This is a genomic window from Mesobacillus subterraneus, assembly GCF_020524355.2.
In the GTDB taxonomy this organism is placed as follows: Bacteria; Bacillota; Bacilli; order Bacillales; family Cytobacillaceae; genus Mesobacillus; species Mesobacillus subterraneus_C.
Genome location: NZ_CP129019.1, coordinates 360,728 through 378,424 on the forward strand (window position 1 = coordinate 360,728; position 17,697 = coordinate 378,424).

The 17,697-nt window shown below is 43.9% G+C and carries 21 protein-coding genes; 9 read left to right on the top strand and 12 right to left on the bottom strand.

The annotated features are described in order from the left end of the window. Window positions 1-8: 8 nt before the first annotated feature. On the bottom strand, window positions 9-482 hold the full coding sequence (locus tag LC048_RS01705) for a divergent PAP2 family protein (protein ID WP_226601784.1): 474 nt from the start codon (window positions 480-482) through the stop codon (window positions 9-11). 124 nt (window positions 483-606) lie between these two features. Here LC048_RS01705 and LC048_RS01710 point away from each other — a divergent pair, with 124 nt between their 5' ends. The 4 genes from LC048_RS01710 (at window position 607) to LC048_RS01725 (ending at window position 5,703) form a co-directional block, all read left to right on the top strand. Beyond that, complete coding sequence (locus LC048_RS01710; RefSeq protein ID WP_226601785.1) at window positions 607-984, top strand: DUF309 domain-containing protein; 378 nt, start codon at window positions 607-609, stop codon at window positions 982-984. Window positions 985-1,099: 115 nt separating this feature from the next. After that, window positions 1,100-2,608: a leucyl aminopeptidase gene (locus LC048_RS01715; RefSeq protein WP_306049280.1), complete on the top strand. Its 1,509-nt coding sequence runs from the start codon at window positions 1,100-1,102 to the stop codon at window positions 2,606-2,608. A gap of 897 nt (window positions 2,609-3,505) precedes the next feature. Continuing rightward, window positions 3,506-4,819 (top strand): Na+/H+ antiporter family protein, encoded by a 1,314-nt coding sequence (locus LC048_RS01720; protein ID WP_226601787.1) that lies wholly within the window; start codon window positions 3,506-3,508, stop codon window positions 4,817-4,819. A gap of 287 nt (window positions 4,820-5,106) precedes the next feature. After that, window positions 5,107-5,703: a sulfite oxidase-like oxidoreductase gene (locus LC048_RS01725; RefSeq protein ID WP_226601788.1), complete on the top strand. Its 597-nt coding sequence runs from the start codon at window positions 5,107-5,109 to the stop codon at window positions 5,701-5,703. On the opposite strand, the gene LC048_RS01730 is transcribed toward LC048_RS01725, so the two are convergent. Both LC048_RS01730 and LC048_RS01735 read right to left on the bottom strand, forming a co-directional pair. Continuing rightward, on the bottom strand, window positions 5,700-6,218 hold the full coding sequence (locus LC048_RS01730) for a hypothetical protein (protein WP_226601789.1): 519 nt from the start codon (window positions 6,216-6,218) through the stop codon (window positions 5,700-5,702). The genes LC048_RS01725 and LC048_RS01730 overlap by 4 nt on opposite strands. Window positions 6,219-6,269: 51 nt before the next feature. Continuing rightward, entirely contained in the window at window positions 6,270-6,617 is a 348-nt protein-coding gene (locus tag LC048_RS01735) for a YuzC family spore coat inner layer protein (RefSeq protein WP_226601790.1), read from the bottom strand. Between the two features lie 202 nt (window positions 6,618-6,819). Between LC048_RS01735 and LC048_RS01740 the strand changes: the two genes are divergently transcribed. After that, on the top strand, window positions 6,820-7,452 hold the full coding sequence (locus tag LC048_RS01740; RefSeq protein ID WP_226601791.1) for a DedA family protein: 633 nt from the start codon (window positions 6,820-6,822) through the stop codon (window positions 7,450-7,452). Window positions 7,453-7,474: 22 nt separating this feature from the next. On the opposite strand, the gene LC048_RS01745 is transcribed toward LC048_RS01740, so the two are convergent. Continuing rightward, a complete protein-coding gene (locus LC048_RS01745) occupies window positions 7,475-7,687 on the bottom strand; it encodes a hypothetical protein (RefSeq protein ID WP_371931977.1) in 213 nt (70 codons plus the stop codon). A 102-nt stretch (window positions 7,688-7,789) separates the two neighbouring features. On the opposite strand from LC048_RS01745, the gene LC048_RS01750 reads away from it, so the two are divergent. Continuing rightward, window positions 7,790-8,176 (top strand): hotdog fold thioesterase, encoded by a 387-nt coding sequence (locus tag LC048_RS01750; RefSeq protein ID WP_226601792.1) that lies wholly within the window; start codon window positions 7,790-7,792, stop codon window positions 8,174-8,176. A 974-nt stretch (window positions 8,177-9,150) separates the two neighbouring features. Here the strand turns inward: LC048_RS01750 and LC048_RS01755 are convergent. From LC048_RS01755 to LC048_RS01790, 8 genes are all read right to left on the bottom strand, one after another. Beyond that, window positions 9,151-10,302 carry an FAD-dependent monooxygenase gene (locus tag LC048_RS01755; protein WP_306049284.1) on the bottom strand — a complete coding sequence of 384 codons (1,152 nt, stop codon included), beginning with the start codon at window positions 10,300-10,302 and terminating at the stop codon, window positions 9,151-9,153. Between the two features lie 152 nt (window positions 10,303-10,454). Continuing rightward, complete coding sequence (gene mnhG, locus LC048_RS01760; RefSeq protein ID WP_226601803.1) at window positions 10,455-10,829, bottom strand: monovalent cation/H(+) antiporter subunit G; 375 nt, start codon at window positions 10,827-10,829, stop codon at window positions 10,455-10,457. Beyond that, window positions 10,807-11,097: a Na(+)/H(+) antiporter subunit F1 gene (locus tag LC048_RS01765; protein WP_226601804.1), complete on the bottom strand. Its 291-nt coding sequence runs from the start codon at window positions 11,095-11,097 to the stop codon at window positions 10,807-10,809. The genes mnhG and LC048_RS01765 overlap by 23 nt, the downstream gene beginning before the upstream one ends. After that, window positions 11,097-11,573, bottom strand: a complete 477-nt coding sequence (locus LC048_RS01770) for a Na+/H+ antiporter subunit E (RefSeq protein WP_226601805.1) — start codon at window positions 11,571-11,573, stop codon at window positions 11,097-11,099. The genes LC048_RS01765 and LC048_RS01770 overlap by 1 nt, the downstream gene beginning before the upstream one ends. Window positions 11,574-11,579: 6 nt before the next feature. Continuing rightward, complete coding sequence (locus tag LC048_RS01775) at window positions 11,580-13,061, bottom strand: Na+/H+ antiporter subunit D (RefSeq protein WP_306049286.1); 1,482 nt, start codon at window positions 13,059-13,061, stop codon at window positions 11,580-11,582. Next, a complete protein-coding gene (locus tag LC048_RS01780) occupies window positions 13,054-13,395 on the bottom strand; it encodes a Na(+)/H(+) antiporter subunit C (protein WP_226601807.1) in 342 nt (113 codons plus the stop codon). The genes LC048_RS01775 and LC048_RS01780 overlap by 8 nt, the downstream gene beginning before the upstream one ends. Then, window positions 13,395-13,817, bottom strand: a complete 423-nt coding sequence (locus LC048_RS01785) for a Na(+)/H(+) antiporter subunit B (RefSeq protein WP_306049288.1) — start codon at window positions 13,815-13,817, stop codon at window positions 13,395-13,397. Before LC048_RS01785 ends, LC048_RS01780 begins: the two co-directional genes overlap by 1 nt. After that, complete coding sequence (locus LC048_RS01790; RefSeq protein WP_226601809.1) at window positions 13,804-16,221, bottom strand: Na+/H+ antiporter subunit A; 2,418 nt, start codon at window positions 16,219-16,221, stop codon at window positions 13,804-13,806. The genes LC048_RS01785 and LC048_RS01790 overlap by 14 nt, the downstream gene beginning before the upstream one ends. A gap of 218 nt (window positions 16,222-16,439) precedes the next feature. On the opposite strand from LC048_RS01790, the gene LC048_RS01795 reads away from it, so the two are divergent. The 3 genes from LC048_RS01795 (at window position 16,440) to LC048_RS01805 (ending at window position 17,669) form a co-directional block, all read left to right on the top strand. Continuing rightward, complete coding sequence (locus tag LC048_RS01795) at window positions 16,440-16,643, top strand: hypothetical protein (RefSeq protein ID WP_306049291.1); 204 nt, start codon at window positions 16,440-16,442, stop codon at window positions 16,641-16,643. Window positions 16,644-16,789: 146 nt separating this feature from the next. Next, window positions 16,790-17,347, top strand: coding sequence for a DUF5366 family protein (locus LC048_RS01800; RefSeq protein ID WP_306049293.1), 558 nt, complete (start codon window positions 16,790-16,792; stop codon window positions 17,345-17,347). A 184-nt stretch (window positions 17,348-17,531) separates the two neighbouring features. Next, entirely contained in the window at window positions 17,532-17,669 is a 138-nt protein-coding gene (locus LC048_RS01805) for a hypothetical protein (RefSeq protein ID WP_226601812.1), read from the top strand. Window positions 17,670-17,697 lie beyond the last annotated feature (28 nt).

Consider the following 17,697-nt stretch of genomic DNA (forward strand, 5'->3'; position numbering starts at 1 on the left):
ACCTGCTTTTAAAATAAGTAGTGCAGCAGTAAGGTCAGGATGATACCTGTCAATCCTCCAAAAAACACTTCAATCGGTTTGTGGCCGAGCAATTCTTTCAATTCTTTCTGTTTCTCTTTTTCAGGCTTAGCCTGCCAGCCTCTTGCTTCCTGTGCAAACCGGCCGAAGTCAGCTACAAGCTGGTTCAGGACGATGGCCTGCTCGCCTGCCTGCCTGCGGACCCCGGATGCGTCGAACATCGTGATAATCGCAAAAACAGCGGCAACCGCGAAAACGGCTGAATTCAGCCCGGTTTCAAGCGCTACACCCGTAGCCAATGCTGTAACTGCAGCAGAGTGGGAACTAGGCATTCCGCCTGTGCTTGTCAAAAGCGACCAGTCAATTTTCCTCGTCGCGATATATTGAATCGGGACCTTGACGAACTGCGCGAAAAAAATTGCAGCAAGTGAAGCCCATAATGGGAAATTCGTTAATAATTCCATGGCTGTTCCCCCCTATTATAAAAAAGTACCTCTTTAAGTAATACCCAAGTTCAATTATAACATTACAGCTATTTTTAAAGGTTTGATAAAATAGTTCTTATACTTCAGGATTGAGGTGAGGGATTTGACGGACTACCCTGATGAATATTACGAGTTCTTTATAAAATTCAACGAAGGGGACTATTATACCTGCCACGACTTGCTTGAAGATATGTGGATGACCGATAAAGGCAATCTGTTTTTAAAAGGCCTGTTGCAAATGAGTGTTGCCATTTACCACTACAGTTATGGGAATATTAAGGGAGCCCGGCTGATGATGCAGGCAGCACATGACTATTTGCAATCTTATCGCCCTGTCCACTGGGGGCTTGATTTGGAGAAGATTTATCCTTTCATTGAAGAGTGCCTTCAGACATTTCCTGTGGAACTGGATCGGGTTCCATATGAGGAAGTTGTGAACCTTCCCGAGCTTCCGTTGTTATTTGTGTATCTTGAAGATTGATATGGGCGTTATTTAATAATGAGTGTGAAGAAAGAAATGGCCTGTAATGTTAGGAAGTCGAAATATTTTAAGAGTTTCGCTATAATGAACTTATAACTTTGTAGGGGTGAATGATTTGTTTAAAGTTAATGATCAATTTAATTTATCAAACAGCCATGATTGCCTGGTGATTGGCTTGTTCAACAAACCGTCTGGACTTGAAGGTGCCGTTGGCGAAGCGGACCAGCTTTTTGACGGCCAGCTGACAGAACTAGTTAAAAGCGGGGATATTTCAACTAAGAAAAAAGCGATCTCAAAGATACATACTTTCGGTAAAATCGGTGCAAGAAAAGTATATTTTGTCGGACTTGGGCATGAAAAAGAATACAATTTCGAAACATTAAGAGATGCATTAGGCCGCTTGTTCAAAACTGCGAAGAAAGAAAAATGGACGGAAGCAGCCGTTCTTTTAGATACTTTTACGAGCGAGAAGGTCGAGCTCAATGACGCCGCGCATGCTTTAGGTGAAGCGTTACCGATGGCTACATATGAGTTCGAAGGCTATAAGCAAAAATCAAACGAGCCTGAAAAGCGAATCGAAAGCCTGACAGTATACAGCGCAGACGAAGATGGCGAAGTGGAAGCAGCAGTTGAGGTTGGCTATGTTTTCGGCAAGGGGACGAATTCGGCACGTACACTCGTAAATACTCCTGGAAACCTGCTGACTGCTACAGACATGGCTGAATATGCGATGAAACTGGCAGAGACATATGAATTTGAAGCAGAAATTTTAGAAAAAGAAGAAATGGAAAAGCTCGGCATGGGCGCGCTTCTTGCGGTCAACCAGGGATCTTCAGAACCGCCAAAAATGATCGTCCTTAAATACCAGGGCAAGGAAGAGTGGAAGGATGTCATTGGCCTTGTCGGCAAGGGCATCACGTTTGATACAGGCGGTTACTCCATCAAAACAAAAGCTGGCATCGTCGGTATGAAGTCCGATATGGGCGGTGCAGCAGCGGTGCTTGGGGCAATGGAGATCATCGGTGAGCTGAAGCCTGAGCAAAATGTCGTAGCGGTAATTCCATCAACAGACAATATGATCAGCGGCACAGCATTCAAGCCGGATGATGTCATCACGTCAATGAGCGGCAAGACGATTGAAGTATTGAACACAGATGCAGAAGGACGTCTCGTGCTTGCTGACGCTATGACTTATGCGAAGCATCATGGTGCGAACTATCTAGTAGATATTGCAACCCTGACTGGCGGGGTCATTACCGCGTTAGGTCTGCATACATCCGGAGCATTGACGAACAACGAAGAGTTTTTTGAACAAGTGCTGGAGGCTTCATATGAATCCGGTGAGCCAATTTGGCGCCTGCCATTGTTCGAGCGCGATATTGAACGTGTACGCGGCAGCAAAATCGCCGACCTGAATAATTCTCCAGGCGCAGAAGGCCATGCAATCATGGGCGGAGCGTTTGTCGGTGAATTTGCCGAAGGCACTCCATGGGTGCACCTCGACATCGCCGGAACAGCGACCACAAGCAAAGAATACGACCTTGTCCCATCTGGCGCAACCGGTGTCATGGCGCGCACACTGGCATTGCTGGTCGAAAGATTTGAAACAGGAGATAAAGAATAAGCTGAGTTTGATTACCTCAAAGCCTGAGCGGCTTTGGGGTTTTTAAGTTTTCAGGTAATGCAAACAGAGAGAAGGGTTTGGTCTAGACTGAATAGAGTTTACTGAAGGTACACTCCGAGTTCTGACAAAACCAAGTAGCGTCCGTAGAGTTTTGTCTCTGAAGGTGCCTTAGGTTCAGACAAAACTAGGTCACGCCATTGGAGTTTTGTCCGAAGGTGCCTAAGGTTCGGGCAAAAACGAGGTTTCTCCAGTGGGATTTTGTCCGAAGATGCCTTAGGTTCGGACAAAACACAGTCACATCAGAAGGATTTTGTCTGAAGTAGCCCAGGGTTCAGACAAAACGAGGTCACGCCATTGGAGTTTTGTCCGAAGATGCCTAAGGTTCAGACAAAACACAGTCACATCAGAAGGATTTTGTCTGAAGTAGCCCAGGGTTCAGACAAAACGAGGTCACGCCAGAGGAGTTTTGTCCGAAGATGCCTAAGGTTCAGACAAAACACAGTCACATCAGAAGGATTTTGTCTGAAGTAGTCCAGGGTTCAGACAAAACGAGGTCACGCCAGAGGAGTTTTGTCCGAAGATGCCTAAGGTTCAGACAAAGCACAGTCACATCAGAAGGATTTTGTCTGAAGTAGTCCAGGGTTCAGACAAAACGAGGTCACGCCAGAGGAGTTTTGTCCGAAGATGCCTAAGGTTCAGACAAAGCACAGTCACATCAGAAGGATTTTGTCTGAAGTAGTCCAGGGTTCAGACAAAAAGCACAACCATATCCAAAAACTATTAAAAACCTATTGACATAAAAAACAAATCTATGATAATTTAATACTTGTCATTTTAATTCTCTACCAATTTACCATGCTAAAGTAAGATATATAAACACCGAGAGGAGCACTCATCATGAATGCAGTTGTTATTGCAGTACTGGCAATGCTGATCCTTAGTTTGCTTCGCGTCAATGTTGTGTTGGCATTGATTGCTGGAGCGCTGATTGGCGGACTGACAGGCGGCTTGAGTATAGAGAAGACGATTGAAGTATTTTCAGGAGGGCTTGGCGGCAGTGCCGAGGTTGCGCTAAGTTACGCGCTGCTAGGAGGATTCGCTGTTGCTATTTCCACGACTGGCTTGCCCAATCTGCTGGTTGACTGGATGATTGGCATGATAGGCAAAAATGGAGAGTCGAAAGCAAAGACGTATTCTAAGGCGATTATTGTCATCTTGATCTTAATGATGGCGATTTTCTCACAAAACCTGATTCCGATCCATATCGCGTTTATTCCGATTTTAATTCCACCGTTGTTGATTGTCTTCAACGAGCTGAAAATTGACCGTCGCTTAATTGCTTCCGTGTTGACGTTCGGGCTGACGGCACCTTATATTTTGCTTCCAGTTGGGTTTGGCGGGATTTTTCACGACATCCTGGCTACGAACATGGCTGACAGCGGAATGGAAATCGATATGGGAGACATCCCGACAGCGATGCTGCTGCCTGTTGCTGGCCTTGTTGTTGGATTATTGATCGCGATTTTTGTATCATACCGAAAGCCAAGAACCTACGAGGATTATCAAGTGGTTCAGGTCGAGAAAAGTGAGTATTCCAAAGTTGGGATCATTTTTTCAATCGTGGCAATTATTGCAGCGCTTGCTGCACAGCTTTATTTTGGATCCATGATTATCGGTGCATTGGCAGGGATCCTAGTCGTGTACGTCAGCGGAGCAATCAAGTGGCGTGACGCAGATAATCTTCTAACAGAAGGCATGAAGATGATGGCATTCATCGGATTCGTCATGCTTGCTGCTTTCGGTTTTGCTGATGTTCTTAAAGAAACCGGAGACGTTGAAACACTTGTAGCACAGGCAGCTGATACAATTGGCAATAATAAAGCCCTTGGCGCGTTGGCAATGCTTGTTGTAGGACTTTTGGTTACAATGGGAATCGGTTCATCCTTTTCAACGATTCCAATCATTGCTACGATTTTTGTGCCTCTAAGCCTTCAATTGGGCTTCAGTCCGATGGCTACGATTGCGATTGTAGGAACGGCTGCTGCACTTGGTGACGCAGGATCACCGGCATCTGACAGTACACTTGGGCCTACCGCTGGTTTGAATGCTGATACTCAGCACAACCACATTTGGGATACGGTTGTTCCGACATTTGTACACTACAATATTCCGTTGATCATTTTCGGCTGGATTGCCGCAATGGTTCTATAAGTTCGGAATAGCTATAGCCGTCTTGCTCTTTGGGCAGGGCGGCTTTGTTTATTTTAAAATAGAATTTCGGTAGGATAATAAGAAAAGCGCAAGCGCCTTGGTCAGCTCCGACAAGCGCTGGAGGGCCTGACAGTGAAGGCGTTCTTTGACTTCATAGGACCGAAGCGACTCGAGGAGTTAGGAGCCGCAGCTAGACATGCGTCTCGAGGAGCTAGGCGCTGGAGCTAGACACTAATCTAAGAGTTCTATACCTTCTTTCTTATATAATAAAAAGGGGTGATCAAATCATGTATTTTGGAAGAGCGCGTAAAAAGGGCCCATCGGACAGAGTCCCGCCGAACCAAAATGTTACGACCTCTTTTCCTGTCCTGCATTATGGCAATGTGCCATATTATAAGAATCTCGATGATTGGACCTTGAAGATTTTTGGTCTTGTAGAAAATGAAGTGGTACTACGATACAAAGACTTAATGGCTATGCCGCAGACGACCTCAGGCAATGACATCCACTGTGTGACTGGCTGGTCAAAGCTGGACAATGTCTGGGAGGGGATATCCACTCAGGACTTGGTCAGGCTGGCCAGTCCAAAGGAAACAGCTAAATATGTCATTCTTCATGCTGAGGAAAATTGGACGACAAATCTTCCCATTGAGGATTTTCTTAAGGAGACAAGTCTGTTAGCCCATTCCCATAACGGGGAAAAGCTTACCCCGGAACATGGTTATCCATTGAGAGCAGTCATTCCACATCTATACTTCTGGAAGAGTGCAAAATGGGTCAGAGGAATTGAATTTTCATCCGAAAACCTGCCTGGTTTCTGGGAAGAGAATGGCTACCATATGTATGGAGATCCATGGAAGGAACAGCGGATGACCTGGGACTAGGCTTTTTTTCTACTGTAGTGGACAAACGCCCATTCAACCCCCTCACTTTTTGCATATGAAGTAATATAGGCAAATATATGAGGGAGGTAGCTTGATGTATAGAAGAAGACCATATTATGGTGGCAGACGCCCATTTGGTTTTGGCTTTGGAGGCCCTTTTGTTGGAGGAGTACTCGGAGTCCTTTTAGGCAGCGCACTATTGTATCAGCGTCCATATGGTTACGGTTACGGCGGTTTCCCGCCTTACGGTTATGGATCCGGATATGGAGGTTATCCGTATTATTACTAAATGAAAAACAAATGACATAGCCGCTGTTCAGAGTGAACATCGGCTTTTTTTTATGAGATGAGAAGGTATATTTCACTTCGAGAATTGTCCAACTCCAGCGCCTAGCCCCTCGAGTCGCTTCAGTCCGTCCAATGAAGTCAAAGAACAACTTCACCGGTGTCCGTCCAATGAAGTCAAAGAACAACTTCACCGGTGTCCGTCCAATGAAGTCAAAGAACGACTTCACCGGTCCGCCCTCCAGCGCTTGTCGGGGCTGACCAAGGCGTTTGCGCTTTTCTTATTCCCACCTCAACTGCGTGATGATATGACAGCATTCCTTGTCCCCTGCATAATCCACGAAGTTCATTGTGATTCCATCTGGGTTATACGTGATTTTTGGCTTTTTCTTAATGCCTGTTGATTGGATTATTCTTTCTACTTCCTTTTGGTTTGATTGCTGGGCGGCAGCCATTAATTCACTGGAATAAGAATCCGAGGAAGTTATTTTGGACATCACAAGGTTTGCGTCTTCCATCAGGGAAATTGCTTTAGCAGCGGAAGTTCTGAATAGTGTTGCATTCACTTCTGGATACGGACGATCAGAGTCAGTCCCAACCCTATTTTGATGAAAAAATAAACAATGCATAAGTAGCTACCCCTTTCTTATGGGTAAGTTTTAGACCTTTTTCAATGTATGAACATAAATCTCTAAGTATGAGGATTGAAAAAGCCAAAAGCAGTTCAATAATGAAAAAAAGAGGGTAAATAGGGCAGTAGGGAGAATTGTTATACATATTAACTTCTATTGTGAAATAGAATCGGACCAAGGCGGAAAAAGGGGGAGAACCATGGATCTGGAGATGGTCATCAATGTTATTGAAGATAATGGCTATTTGGGTTTATTTTTATGGTTATGGTTCGGGGTTTTCGTCATTCCTGTTCCCAATGAGGTTATTTTGATGACTGTGGGTCTCGCTTCATCCAAGGGAGCCTTGAACCCCATTCTTGCATTTTTGGTTACATACATGGGCATCTCTGCAGCCTTTAGCTCCAGCTACCTGCTGGGGAGGCTGATTGGAACTAGACTGCTTCGAATGTTGGAGAAAAAGAAGCGTTTCGCGAATTCAATTGAATCTGCAATGAAGCTGATGGAGAAATATCATGCATTTTCATTGTCGTTGAGTTGTTTTGCTCCTGGAGTCCGATACTTGGTGCCATTGCTTTACGGATTCAGTCGACTTCCGTTTAAAACCTTTGCTCTATTTGCCTATAGTGGTGCATTCGTATGGGTTTCAATTATTTTTGTGCTAGGGTATTTGTTTGGAGATAAAATGGATATAGTCATGAAGTACAATAAAGAATTTTGGCTGGTCGCACTTGCTTTAGCGATGATCAGCATCATCTTCGTGTACCGGAGGAAAAAAATAAGGGCTGCAGCTGTTTCAGAAGAAATAATTCTTCAGGAAGGGCAGCAAAAATGACCCTTTCTGAAAAAACACTATATTACTTTTTAATGCTAGAGTAGCTTGACAGGCTAAAATTCATTTCGATTTTCGAAAAAATCGATCGCTCCAAGGACAATATGTGAATTCCAAAACCGAATAAAGTATTGGAAACCATTTTATCGATTTTGCGATTTTGTTTCGCAGCGTAACCAACTGCTGTAACAGCAGCTCCTAACACCCCAGCAATGATGCCTTCACGAATTGTGTTCATATGGATCACCTCATTTGAATGATGCGTCCTTTTGCTAAGAAAAGTAATAGTTTCCCTTGAGTTCGTCATAATCAGTTTGCTAAATACTAGGAGGTAATAAAATTGGAACTGAATAAAACACTGCTTGGCTCACTTGGAATAGAAATAACAGAACTGCAAAAAGGTAAGGTTGTCGCAACAATGCCTGTGGATGACCGTACAAGACAGCCATTTGGCCTGCTGCACGGCGGTGCGTCTGTAGCCCTGGCAGAAACAGTCGCCAGCGTTGGATCATTCGAGCTAGTCGACAAGGAAAACGAAGTAGTGGTCGGCCTAGAAATCAATGCGAACCATATAAGAGCAAAAAAGGACGGACTGGTTACAGCTGTAGGCACTGTTCTCCACCAGGGAAAAACAACCATGGTTTGGGATATCAAAATCACCGATGAAGAAGAAAAGCTTGTTTGCGTCTCCAGATGTACGATCGCCGTCATAAAACGCAAAAAATGAACCAGCCGACTTTGGCTGGTTTTGCTTTTTGGACAGACTTGAAAAGAATGAGGGTCATTGTCTGCAATTGCTTCTTTTATTTGTGACAGGTTTGGAGGGTGAAGTGGAAAAGCTGTCAAGAAAGAGCCGTTATTGTGTCAGGTTTGGGTTGTTAAGAGGAAAAGCTGTCAAGAAAGAGCCGTTATTGTGTCAGGTTTGGGTTGTTAAGAGGAAAAGCTGTCAAGAAAGAGCCGTTATTGTGTCAGGTTTGGGTTGTTAAGAGGAAAAGCTGTCAAGAAAGAGCCGTTATTATGACAGGTTTGGTCTGTTAAGAGAAAAAGCTGTCAAGAAAGAGCCGTTATTGTGACAGGTTTGAGCTGTTAGGAGGAAAAGCTGTCAAGAAAGAGCCGTTATTGTGACAGGTTTGAGCTGTTAGGAGGAAAAGCTGTCAAGAAAGAGCCATTATTGTGACAGGTTTGGGCTGTTAGGAGGAAAAGCTGTCAAGAAAGAGCCGTTATTGTGACAGGTTTGGTCTGTTAGGAGGAAAAGCTGTCAAGAAAGAGCCGTTATTGTGACAGGTTTGGTCTGTTAGGAGGAAAAGCTGTCAAGAAAGAGCCGTTATTGTGACAGGTTTGGTCTGTTAGGAGGAAAAGCTGTCAAGAAAGAGCCGTTATTGTGACAGGTTTGGTCTGTTAGGAGGAAAAGCTGTCAAGAAAGAGCCGTTATTGTGACAGGTTTGGTCTGTTAGGAGGAAAAGCTGTCAAGAAAGAGCCATTATTGTGACAGGTTTGGTCTGTTAGGAGGAAAAGCTGTCAAGAAAAGCTCATTATTGTGTCAGCTTTTCAGGATATGGAGTCAAAGCTGTCAAGAAACCAAGAAACGATTACCATTCAGACAGGTTTGGCTTTAAGCGGCTCTAAGCTGTCCGAAGTCACCCAAAGTTCAGACAGCTTCCCCAGGAAACCCGGCAAAGCTGTCATTCATCCAAAACTCAATTACAATGAATCTATATCCTCTTCAATCTCAACTATCTTCCTCAGCTTGTCATTATGGTATGAAGCGGGTGTCATCTGAAGAAGTTTGTTACGGAGTGAGCAAAGTACAGGGAAATCAATCTTTGCAGCCAACCCGTAAATCTTCATTTCATCTTTCACTAACTTCATCCGATCTTGTCTGTGTGTTTCATACTTTGAAAATGCGTTCTCAATTGTTTCTTCGCTGCTCATCCATTTAGCCAGGTAAACGGCATCCTCGGCAGCCTGTGAAGCTCCCTTGCCTATATTGGGCATTGAAGCGTGTGCCGAATCACCGAGTAGCAGGATATTATCATATTGGAGCGGTGTTAAGGGTTTCACTTCATAGAGATTATCGAAAATGATTTTGTCGGATGAAGTGTTTTCCAGTATTTCCTGGATTGGTTCATGGTAGTAAAAAAAGTTGAACAATAAATCGATAGGGGACCATTCGCTCTTTTCGCTATTTTCTTCGAAGGATTTTTTTAATGCATACCAGAACACCTGATTATCTTTTAACGGAGCGATTCCGAACCTTCCCCTCGCTCCCCAGGTTTCAGTGTAGGTATTTACCTTCATGGGCGGATTCTCTAAAATGCCTCTCCAGCAGGAGAAACCTGAATATGTCAGCCTGCTATTTGGGAACAGCTTTGTGCGAATTTGTGAAGCTGCACCGTCGCAGCTTATAAGATAATCTGATTGAGCACTGGTGCCATCTTTGAAAAATAATGATATTGTATTGTCGTGTTTAATATCAATCACATGCTTATCTAGATGGAGAGAATCAGGGAGGAGAGCATCTGTCAAAATTCTTTGAAGCTCAGAACGGTGGATGAACAGGTAATTCGGGATATGTGATGGCGCATGGTAGTCGAATTCAGCAATGATATTTCCAGAATCGGATTTTAGCAAACAGCCATCAGAATCCAATCCATTTGCTCGCAAATCGGGTCCTAATCCCATAATGTAAAATGCCCTAATGGCATTACCACTTAAGATAATTCCAGTATCTTGTTCATGTACATTTTTTTCTTTTTCATAGACATTCACATGAATTCCTTTTCTCTGCAGAGCAATTGCTGTGCATAACCCGCTGATTCCGCCGCCGACGATTGAGATCCTTGCATCGTCCATATCGTTAACCTCCATTCCGCAAAACAGGAATCATGATTCTGTTTACCTTAACTATACTTGACAGGTCCTTTGGTTGGTATGGATAAAAATTGAATTTTTCATGGACAAAAACAGCCATCAGGTGGATATACCTGATGGCTGTTCAATCTTCATTATTTTAGATGTCCTTCAGTTTTCATCTTTTTTCGCGCTTTTGCAAGATCATCCTGGACAGTGCGGTCCGAAAGCTTAACACCGCTGTTATAGGCTGCTCTTGCAATTAAATGCCCGGCAACAGGAGAAGTGAGGAAGATGAACGCAACTCCCAGCAATAAGCGGGAATTAAAATGATTTTCAATCAACCAAAAGTATAGGAAGGTGCCTAGCAAGACAAGCATGACCCCCATTGTGGCACTTTTCGATGCTGCATGGTTTCTTGTATAAACATCAGGAAGCCTGATCAGTCCAAAGGCTGTCACAAGGCTAAGAAAGGCTCCGAGCAGAATGAACAACCCTGCAAAAAACTTAACGATTTCCATCTCTGTCATATTCCATGATTACTCCCTTCTCAAGGAATTTTGAAAAGGCAACTGTTCCGATGAATGCCAGGATACCAATCAACAAGATGATATCAAGAAAAGCACTAGTTTCAAGAACAATTGATACTAAAGCAATCACAGAAACAAGGCTGATACCGATAGCATCAAGGGCAACTACCCGATCTGCTACGGTTGGCCCCTTGATCACTCGGTAAATCATGCCGATCATCGCAAGTGATATGAAGGTAACTGAAATCCACAAAACCGCTTCAAACATTATCGGCTCACCTCCATAATCGCTTTTTCAAACGTATTTTTGATACTCTGGATTGCTTCATCTGCATCCGTAATGTCCATCGCATGGACATACAATATCCTGTTGTCGTCCGAAACATCGACGACAAGTGTACCAGGGGTCAATGTAATGAGATTTGCGAGCATCGTAATTTCCCAGTCTTCTTTCAATTCTGTCGGGAATGCGAAGATGCCCGGTTTGATATTAAGCTTTGGCCTAAGTACTGCCTTTAAAACAGCTACATTCGAAAGAACCAGTTCCAAATTAAAAATATAAATCAAGTTCAGCACGGCGACTACCCTCAGTATGTAGAAGCGGGAAGTGAAGAACCGCCTGAAAATATAAATGATGAGCAGGCCGAAGAAATACCCGACAAAAAAGGAGGCCGGGGAGTAGGATGTCTTAAGGAACATCCAGACAAAGGCCAGTATAAAATTCAGCAAGATTTGAAAAGCCATAGCTCATCACTCCTTCAAAACAGCATTGATGTAGATTTCCGGATTGGCAAGCGTTTCGGCGGCTGTTGAAATTACCGGATAAATAGCCTCAGTTCCGAAGCCGTATAACACAGCGAACACAGTCAGAATTGCAGGGGCAACAAGCAGCCATTTTACAGGTGCCTGATCTTCATTCTTATAGGCTCTTGGCGTGCCCCAGAAGCCTCTGATAAAAATCCTCATCACTGAAAACAGAACAAGCAAGCTCGACATCAGTACAACGAAAGCACCAATATAGTTTTCAGTTTCAAATCCAGAGCGCACAACCATCAATTTGCCTGCAAAACCGCTAAGCGGCGGAATACCGGCAAGTGCAGCAGTAGCAATGAAGAACGTCCATCCAAGAGCAGGGTATCGATTAATCAGACCGCTGATTTTATCAAGGTCGCTCGTTCCGGTAATCACGATGATTATCCCAATCAACAGGAACAGAGTCGCCTTGATGTTCATGTCGTGGATCAGGTAAAAGACCGATCCAGTGAGCGATTCAGGTGTCAGGACTGATACCCCAAATAAGATGACCCCGACCGCAACGATAATGTTATAGATAATGATTTTCTTGATATCAGTATAAGCCAGTGCCCCGATGACCCCAGCAATGATCGTCATGACTGAGAGGATTTGCAACAATTGATGGGTGTAGCCGACATCATGGTAAAAGAACAAAGTATAGGTTCTTGTGATCGAGTATACGCCAACCTTTGTCAGCAGTGCTCCGAACAGTGCCATTACTGGAGCTGGCGGTGCATAATACGACCCTGGCAGCCAGAAATAAAGCGGGAAAATCGCGCCTTTCAGCCCGAATACAATCAAGAACAATACGGCGATGACCGTAATGATTCCGGCATTCCCAATTTCACTGAGTCTGACGGAGATATGTGCCATATTCAGCGTCCCTACCACTGAATACAAATAGGCAACAGCGATAACGAATAAGGCGGACGAAATAACGTTCACGAGTATGTATTTAATCGATTCGCGTAGCTGGATTTTCGTCCCGCCCAACACAATCAATACATATGATGACATCAGCATCACTTCAAAAAATACAAACAAGTTGAAAATATCGCCCGTCGTAAAGGCTCCGTTAACCCCGACAACCAAGAAGTTGACGACAGGATAATAAAAGAATCTTTCGCGAGCTTCCCCTATGGATTTGAAGGAGTAAAACAAGGCAGCAAAAGCGATGATGCTTGTCGTCAATACAAGCAGGGCTGAAAACATATCCGAGACAAGCGTGATGCCGTATGGTGCTTCCCAATTACTGAGATCCATCGTCAGGATGCCATTCCGATAAACATGGTTTGCCAGCATGAAGGAAGCAATAATTGTTAACAGTCCGCTTATCGCTGAAATCCATCGCTGGGCTATGATGTTTTTAGTGAAAAAAATAAGTACTACCCCTGTAATCAGAGGAATCAAGATGGGTAATATGATTAGATTATTCATGTCCTTCCTTTCCTCTCAAGCGTTCCATATTATCGGTTCCTAGTTCCTGGTAGGCACGGTAGGCCACAACCAGGAAGAATGCTGTAACACCAAAGCTGATAACGATCGCTGTCAGGATCAGTGCCTGTGGCAGCGGGTCGGCATAGGAAGGTGCATTTTCTCCCAATAGCGGGGCCGCCCCTCTTTTTAAGCCTCCCATTGTCAGCAGGAGAAGGTGGGCACCGTGACTTAACAGCCCTGTCCCGATAATGATCCTGAGCAAGCTTTTTGAAAGCATGAGGTAAGTGGCTGTCATAAATAAAATTCCAATTAGAAAAGCCATTAAGATTTCCATTATTCGCTCTCTCCAATCGTTTGAATAATGGTCATTGTAACACCAATGACGACAAGAAAGACCCCTGTATCAAACAAAACCGCTGTATGCAAAGATGTCTTGCCGAGGAGCGGCAAATAAGCGTAAGTATATGCATGCGTCAGGAACGGCTTATTGAAAAATAACGCACCAGCACCTGTTCCAATCGCAATGAGCAGACCGACAGCGACAACTTTTATATAATCAAACGGCAAAATCATTTTGACTGTTTTGATATCGAATGCTAATAAAAGCAATACAATCGCTCCAGAGGTCATCAATCCGCCGATGAATCCACCGCCCGGATAGTAGTGGCATGCGAAAAACAGGTGGATCGAAAACAGGATGATGACGAATAGGACGAACTTTGTAACAGTCTGGAGGATGACATCATTTGTTTTCATCCAATTCTCTCCCCCTTGTCAGCCGAAGCTTGATCATCGCAAAAATACCAAGGGCAGCGATACCAAGAACGGCAATCTCAAACATTGTATCGAAGCCGCGGAAATCAACGAGGATTACGTTGACCATATTTTCACCGCCAGCTTTTTTGTAAGTATTTTCAACATAGTACTCTGAAATGGAACTAAACTCCTTATTGCTGTGAGCAGATAAAGCAATCATCGTTACAATTGCCCCTACGCCAATCGAAATCAGCGCGTTTGTAGCCCTGAAGCGTATTCTCTCCTCATTTCTCCTGATTTGTGGCAGATGGTAAAACGCTAGCAGGAACAGAGCAACAGATACTGTTTCAATGACCAGCTGTGTCAGTGCCAGGTCAGGCGCTCTGAACAGGACGAAGAACAGTGCTACCGTATAGCCAACAGCGCCAAGCAGGATGATCGAAGTCAGTCTTGATTTGGCAAACAGAATGCTAATCGCTGAAACGGCTATGATCAACACAAGCATAACTTCAAAAAAGCGGATTGGTGCAACATTGCTCAAATCCAGTTTGAATGCGTTTTTGAAAACGAGTGTCGAAGCAAGGGCCAAAATAAAGAATGAAAAGATATAAACGAGATAGGTCCTGATGAACCCGGTCATGTAAGACTTCGTAATATTTCTTGACGTTAGCTCTAGAAGTTCCAAACCGCGGTCATAAAAACGATTCAGCGCCAGACGCTCAGGGAATTTGCGATAAACCCCGGTCCATTTAGGCATGAACTTGTAGAGCAAAATTCCAATCGTGACAACACCGATTGTCATGAACAATTCAGCTGTTGGCCCGTGCCAGTGAGAAATATGAACATCGAATCCTTCGCCGTTTCCGAGCAATGAAGGAAGTATCGACCCCATAGCAGGCGAAATGATGCTATGGGACAGCACATTCGGGAAAATACCGAAAATGATGACAAGTGATGCAAGGATCACCGGTGAAATCAGCATTCCGATTGGTGCTTCGTGTGGTGTCTTTTCCAGTTTCTCAGGCTGGTACTTGCCCATAAAAGTCTTGAATACATACATCATGCTGTACAGGAATGTGAAAACACTTGCAGTCCAGGCAATGATCGGGAACAGGATGCCCCATGTATCCATATTGAAAATATCCATTTCCGCTACACGCAGCATGCCGGTGAAGAACATTTCTTTACTCAGGAAACCGTTGAACGGAGGAATTCCGGCCATCGAGAATGTTCCAATGATTGCTAGCGTGAACGTGATTGGCATGAAATTCATTAAACCGCCAAGCTTACGAATATCCCTTGTCCCCGTTTCATGGTCAATGATCCCGGTCACCATGAACAAACTACCCTTGAATGTGGCATGGTTGACCAAATGGAAGACTGCGGCAGTGACAGCGACAATATAATAGCCGTCTTCAATCGTGCCGTAATGAAGTGCTGCAGCACCAGCCCCAAGAAGTGACATGATCATCCCCAGCTGGCTGACAGTTGAGAAAGCGAGGATCGCTTTTAGATCGGTTTGTTTTACCGCTGAGAATGAACCCCAGAATAATGTGACAACCCCAACTCCTGCTACGAGCCAAACCCATGTACCTGAATGGGCGAAAACTGGTGTCATACGGGCAACAAGGTAAATACCCGCTTTAACCATCGTCGCAGAGTGCAGGTACGCACTGACAGGCGTAGGTGCTTCCATCGCGTCTGGAAGCCAGATGTGGAATGGAAACTGAGCCGATTTTGTAAAAGCCCCAAGCAAGAATAAAATCAATGTCGCAGTGAATAAAGGATGGTTGACAACTTCATTGGACATTTGGATTGTTTCAGTAATGCTGAAGGTTCCTGTGATGATATAGAGCATCAGGATTCCACCAAGCATGGATAATCCCCCGAAAACAGTGATCAGCATGGACTTTTGAGCACCATAGCGGGAACGCTCGCGATGGTTCCAATATCCAATTAGCAAGAAGGATGAAAAACTGGTCAATTCCCAGAAGGTATAGAGAACAATCAGGTTATCTGATAAAACCACTCCGAGCATCGCGCCCATGAACAAAAGCAAGTAGACATAGAAAGTATTCAGCTTTTCCTTGTCCGGATTTAAATAATAAATTGAATACAGCACAACCAAAGCGCCGATTCCGGTGATCAGCAGGGCGAATAATAGCCCAAGACCGTCAACTTTTAACGTGAAATTAATCCCAAGAGAAGAAATCCAAGCAACACTTTCCATAACGGTGCCGCCATGGCTGGTCGTACTGATGAATTGCAGGAAATAAGCAAACAGCACGGCAGGCAGCGGCAAAAGGAACCAGCCTGTATGGATGTTGTTGAAATACTTATGTAAAAATGGAATTAATATCGCGAGTAAAAGCGGTGATAAAACTGCAAGGTGAAGTAAAGACAAGTGATAATTCCTCCTTATTTAATTCCAAATTCATGGCTTAACATTATATTTTTTGCCAATTTAACCAAGTTCATGCCTCCAACCCACTGATGTGAAAATTATATCGTAAAAAAGGTGGCGATGCATGTCATCGACCTTGATGAATCAAGGTTTTTCCAAACCATTGAATAAATCTGTCATTCTTTTTGCATACTAACAGTGAATAGGGGGGATAAGCCATGGACCGAAAGCTGACTGTATGCATTGGGATATTCCTTAGTTTATTTTCAGGGTTCATGTTTCTCGATAACAGGAATGACAAAGAGTTGTCAAAACCAGGACCTGGAGTGCTGAAGGTTCAGCAGTCAGAGTTGGACGAGGTTGAAACTGCCACATATGTACCATTCGGTTCAAGAGAATACGTCCGGATTGTGCCGCAATAACACCAACCTTTTTATACGGACGAGCTCCATAAAGGTTTCAAAAAAATTAAAGTTCCTGCAAAGGGGCTTTTTTCTTTTTGTTGCTGGTATTGAAAAATTCTTTCATAATATTTAGTAGGAAATGAAAGAATTGAGTGAAGTATCATATGAGGAACCCATATTTAACAAGCTACTTTCCGCTGCTGTCCATCATTATTTTTAGTTTGTCCCTATCCGTTCGTACGGAAACAGAATTGATCTCCATCCTGAAAAATGCCGGAATCTATGATGGAATGCTTGAATTCTTTTCTGATACCGGGATTAAATTATCCTTACTGATTTTACTCGTGGTAGTGTATTTCATGGTGTTCGCAGCCATGAAGCTGCTTGCAGATACCATAAACGAGGTCAGTCTCTTGTTTTTCTCGAAGGACCATGATGGGGAGAGTCTGTATTTAATTCGCCATGGCGCTACGATTTATTTTGTCGGCAGCGTAATATCCTTGCTCAGCTTCTATAGCTTTATTGGTATCATGACCATTTTCACTGTTACAACATTGGTATATTTCATATATTTTGTTTATAAAATCAGCGCCAAACTCACCATGACCGGTTTGATCGGAATCGTGTTCTTCCAGGTCATTCTCTGGAGTACGCTCGTCCTTGGCATCATATATCTCGCGGTAAAAGTGTATAACAGCCTGATTGCAAGCTTGCCGATTTAAGGACCAACCAGTTTATCATTCTAAAGCCAGTCCATTTTTTTATTGTCACTCAGAGTGACAAGTGGTGATGACGGACAGAATTGGGCGGGAAGAAGGAAAAAGTGTCCGTCATTGTGGTGATGACGGACAGAAATGGGCGAGAAGAAGGAAAAAGTGTCCGTCATACTGGTGATGACGGACAGAATTGGGCGAGAAGAAGGAAAAAATGTCCGTCATCATGGTGATGACGGACAGAATTGGGCGGGAAGAAGGAAAAAGTGTCCGTCATAGTGGTGATGACGGACAGAAATGGGCGAGAAGCAAGGGAAAGTGTCCGTCATAGTGGTGATGACGGCAAAAATAACTAGGGC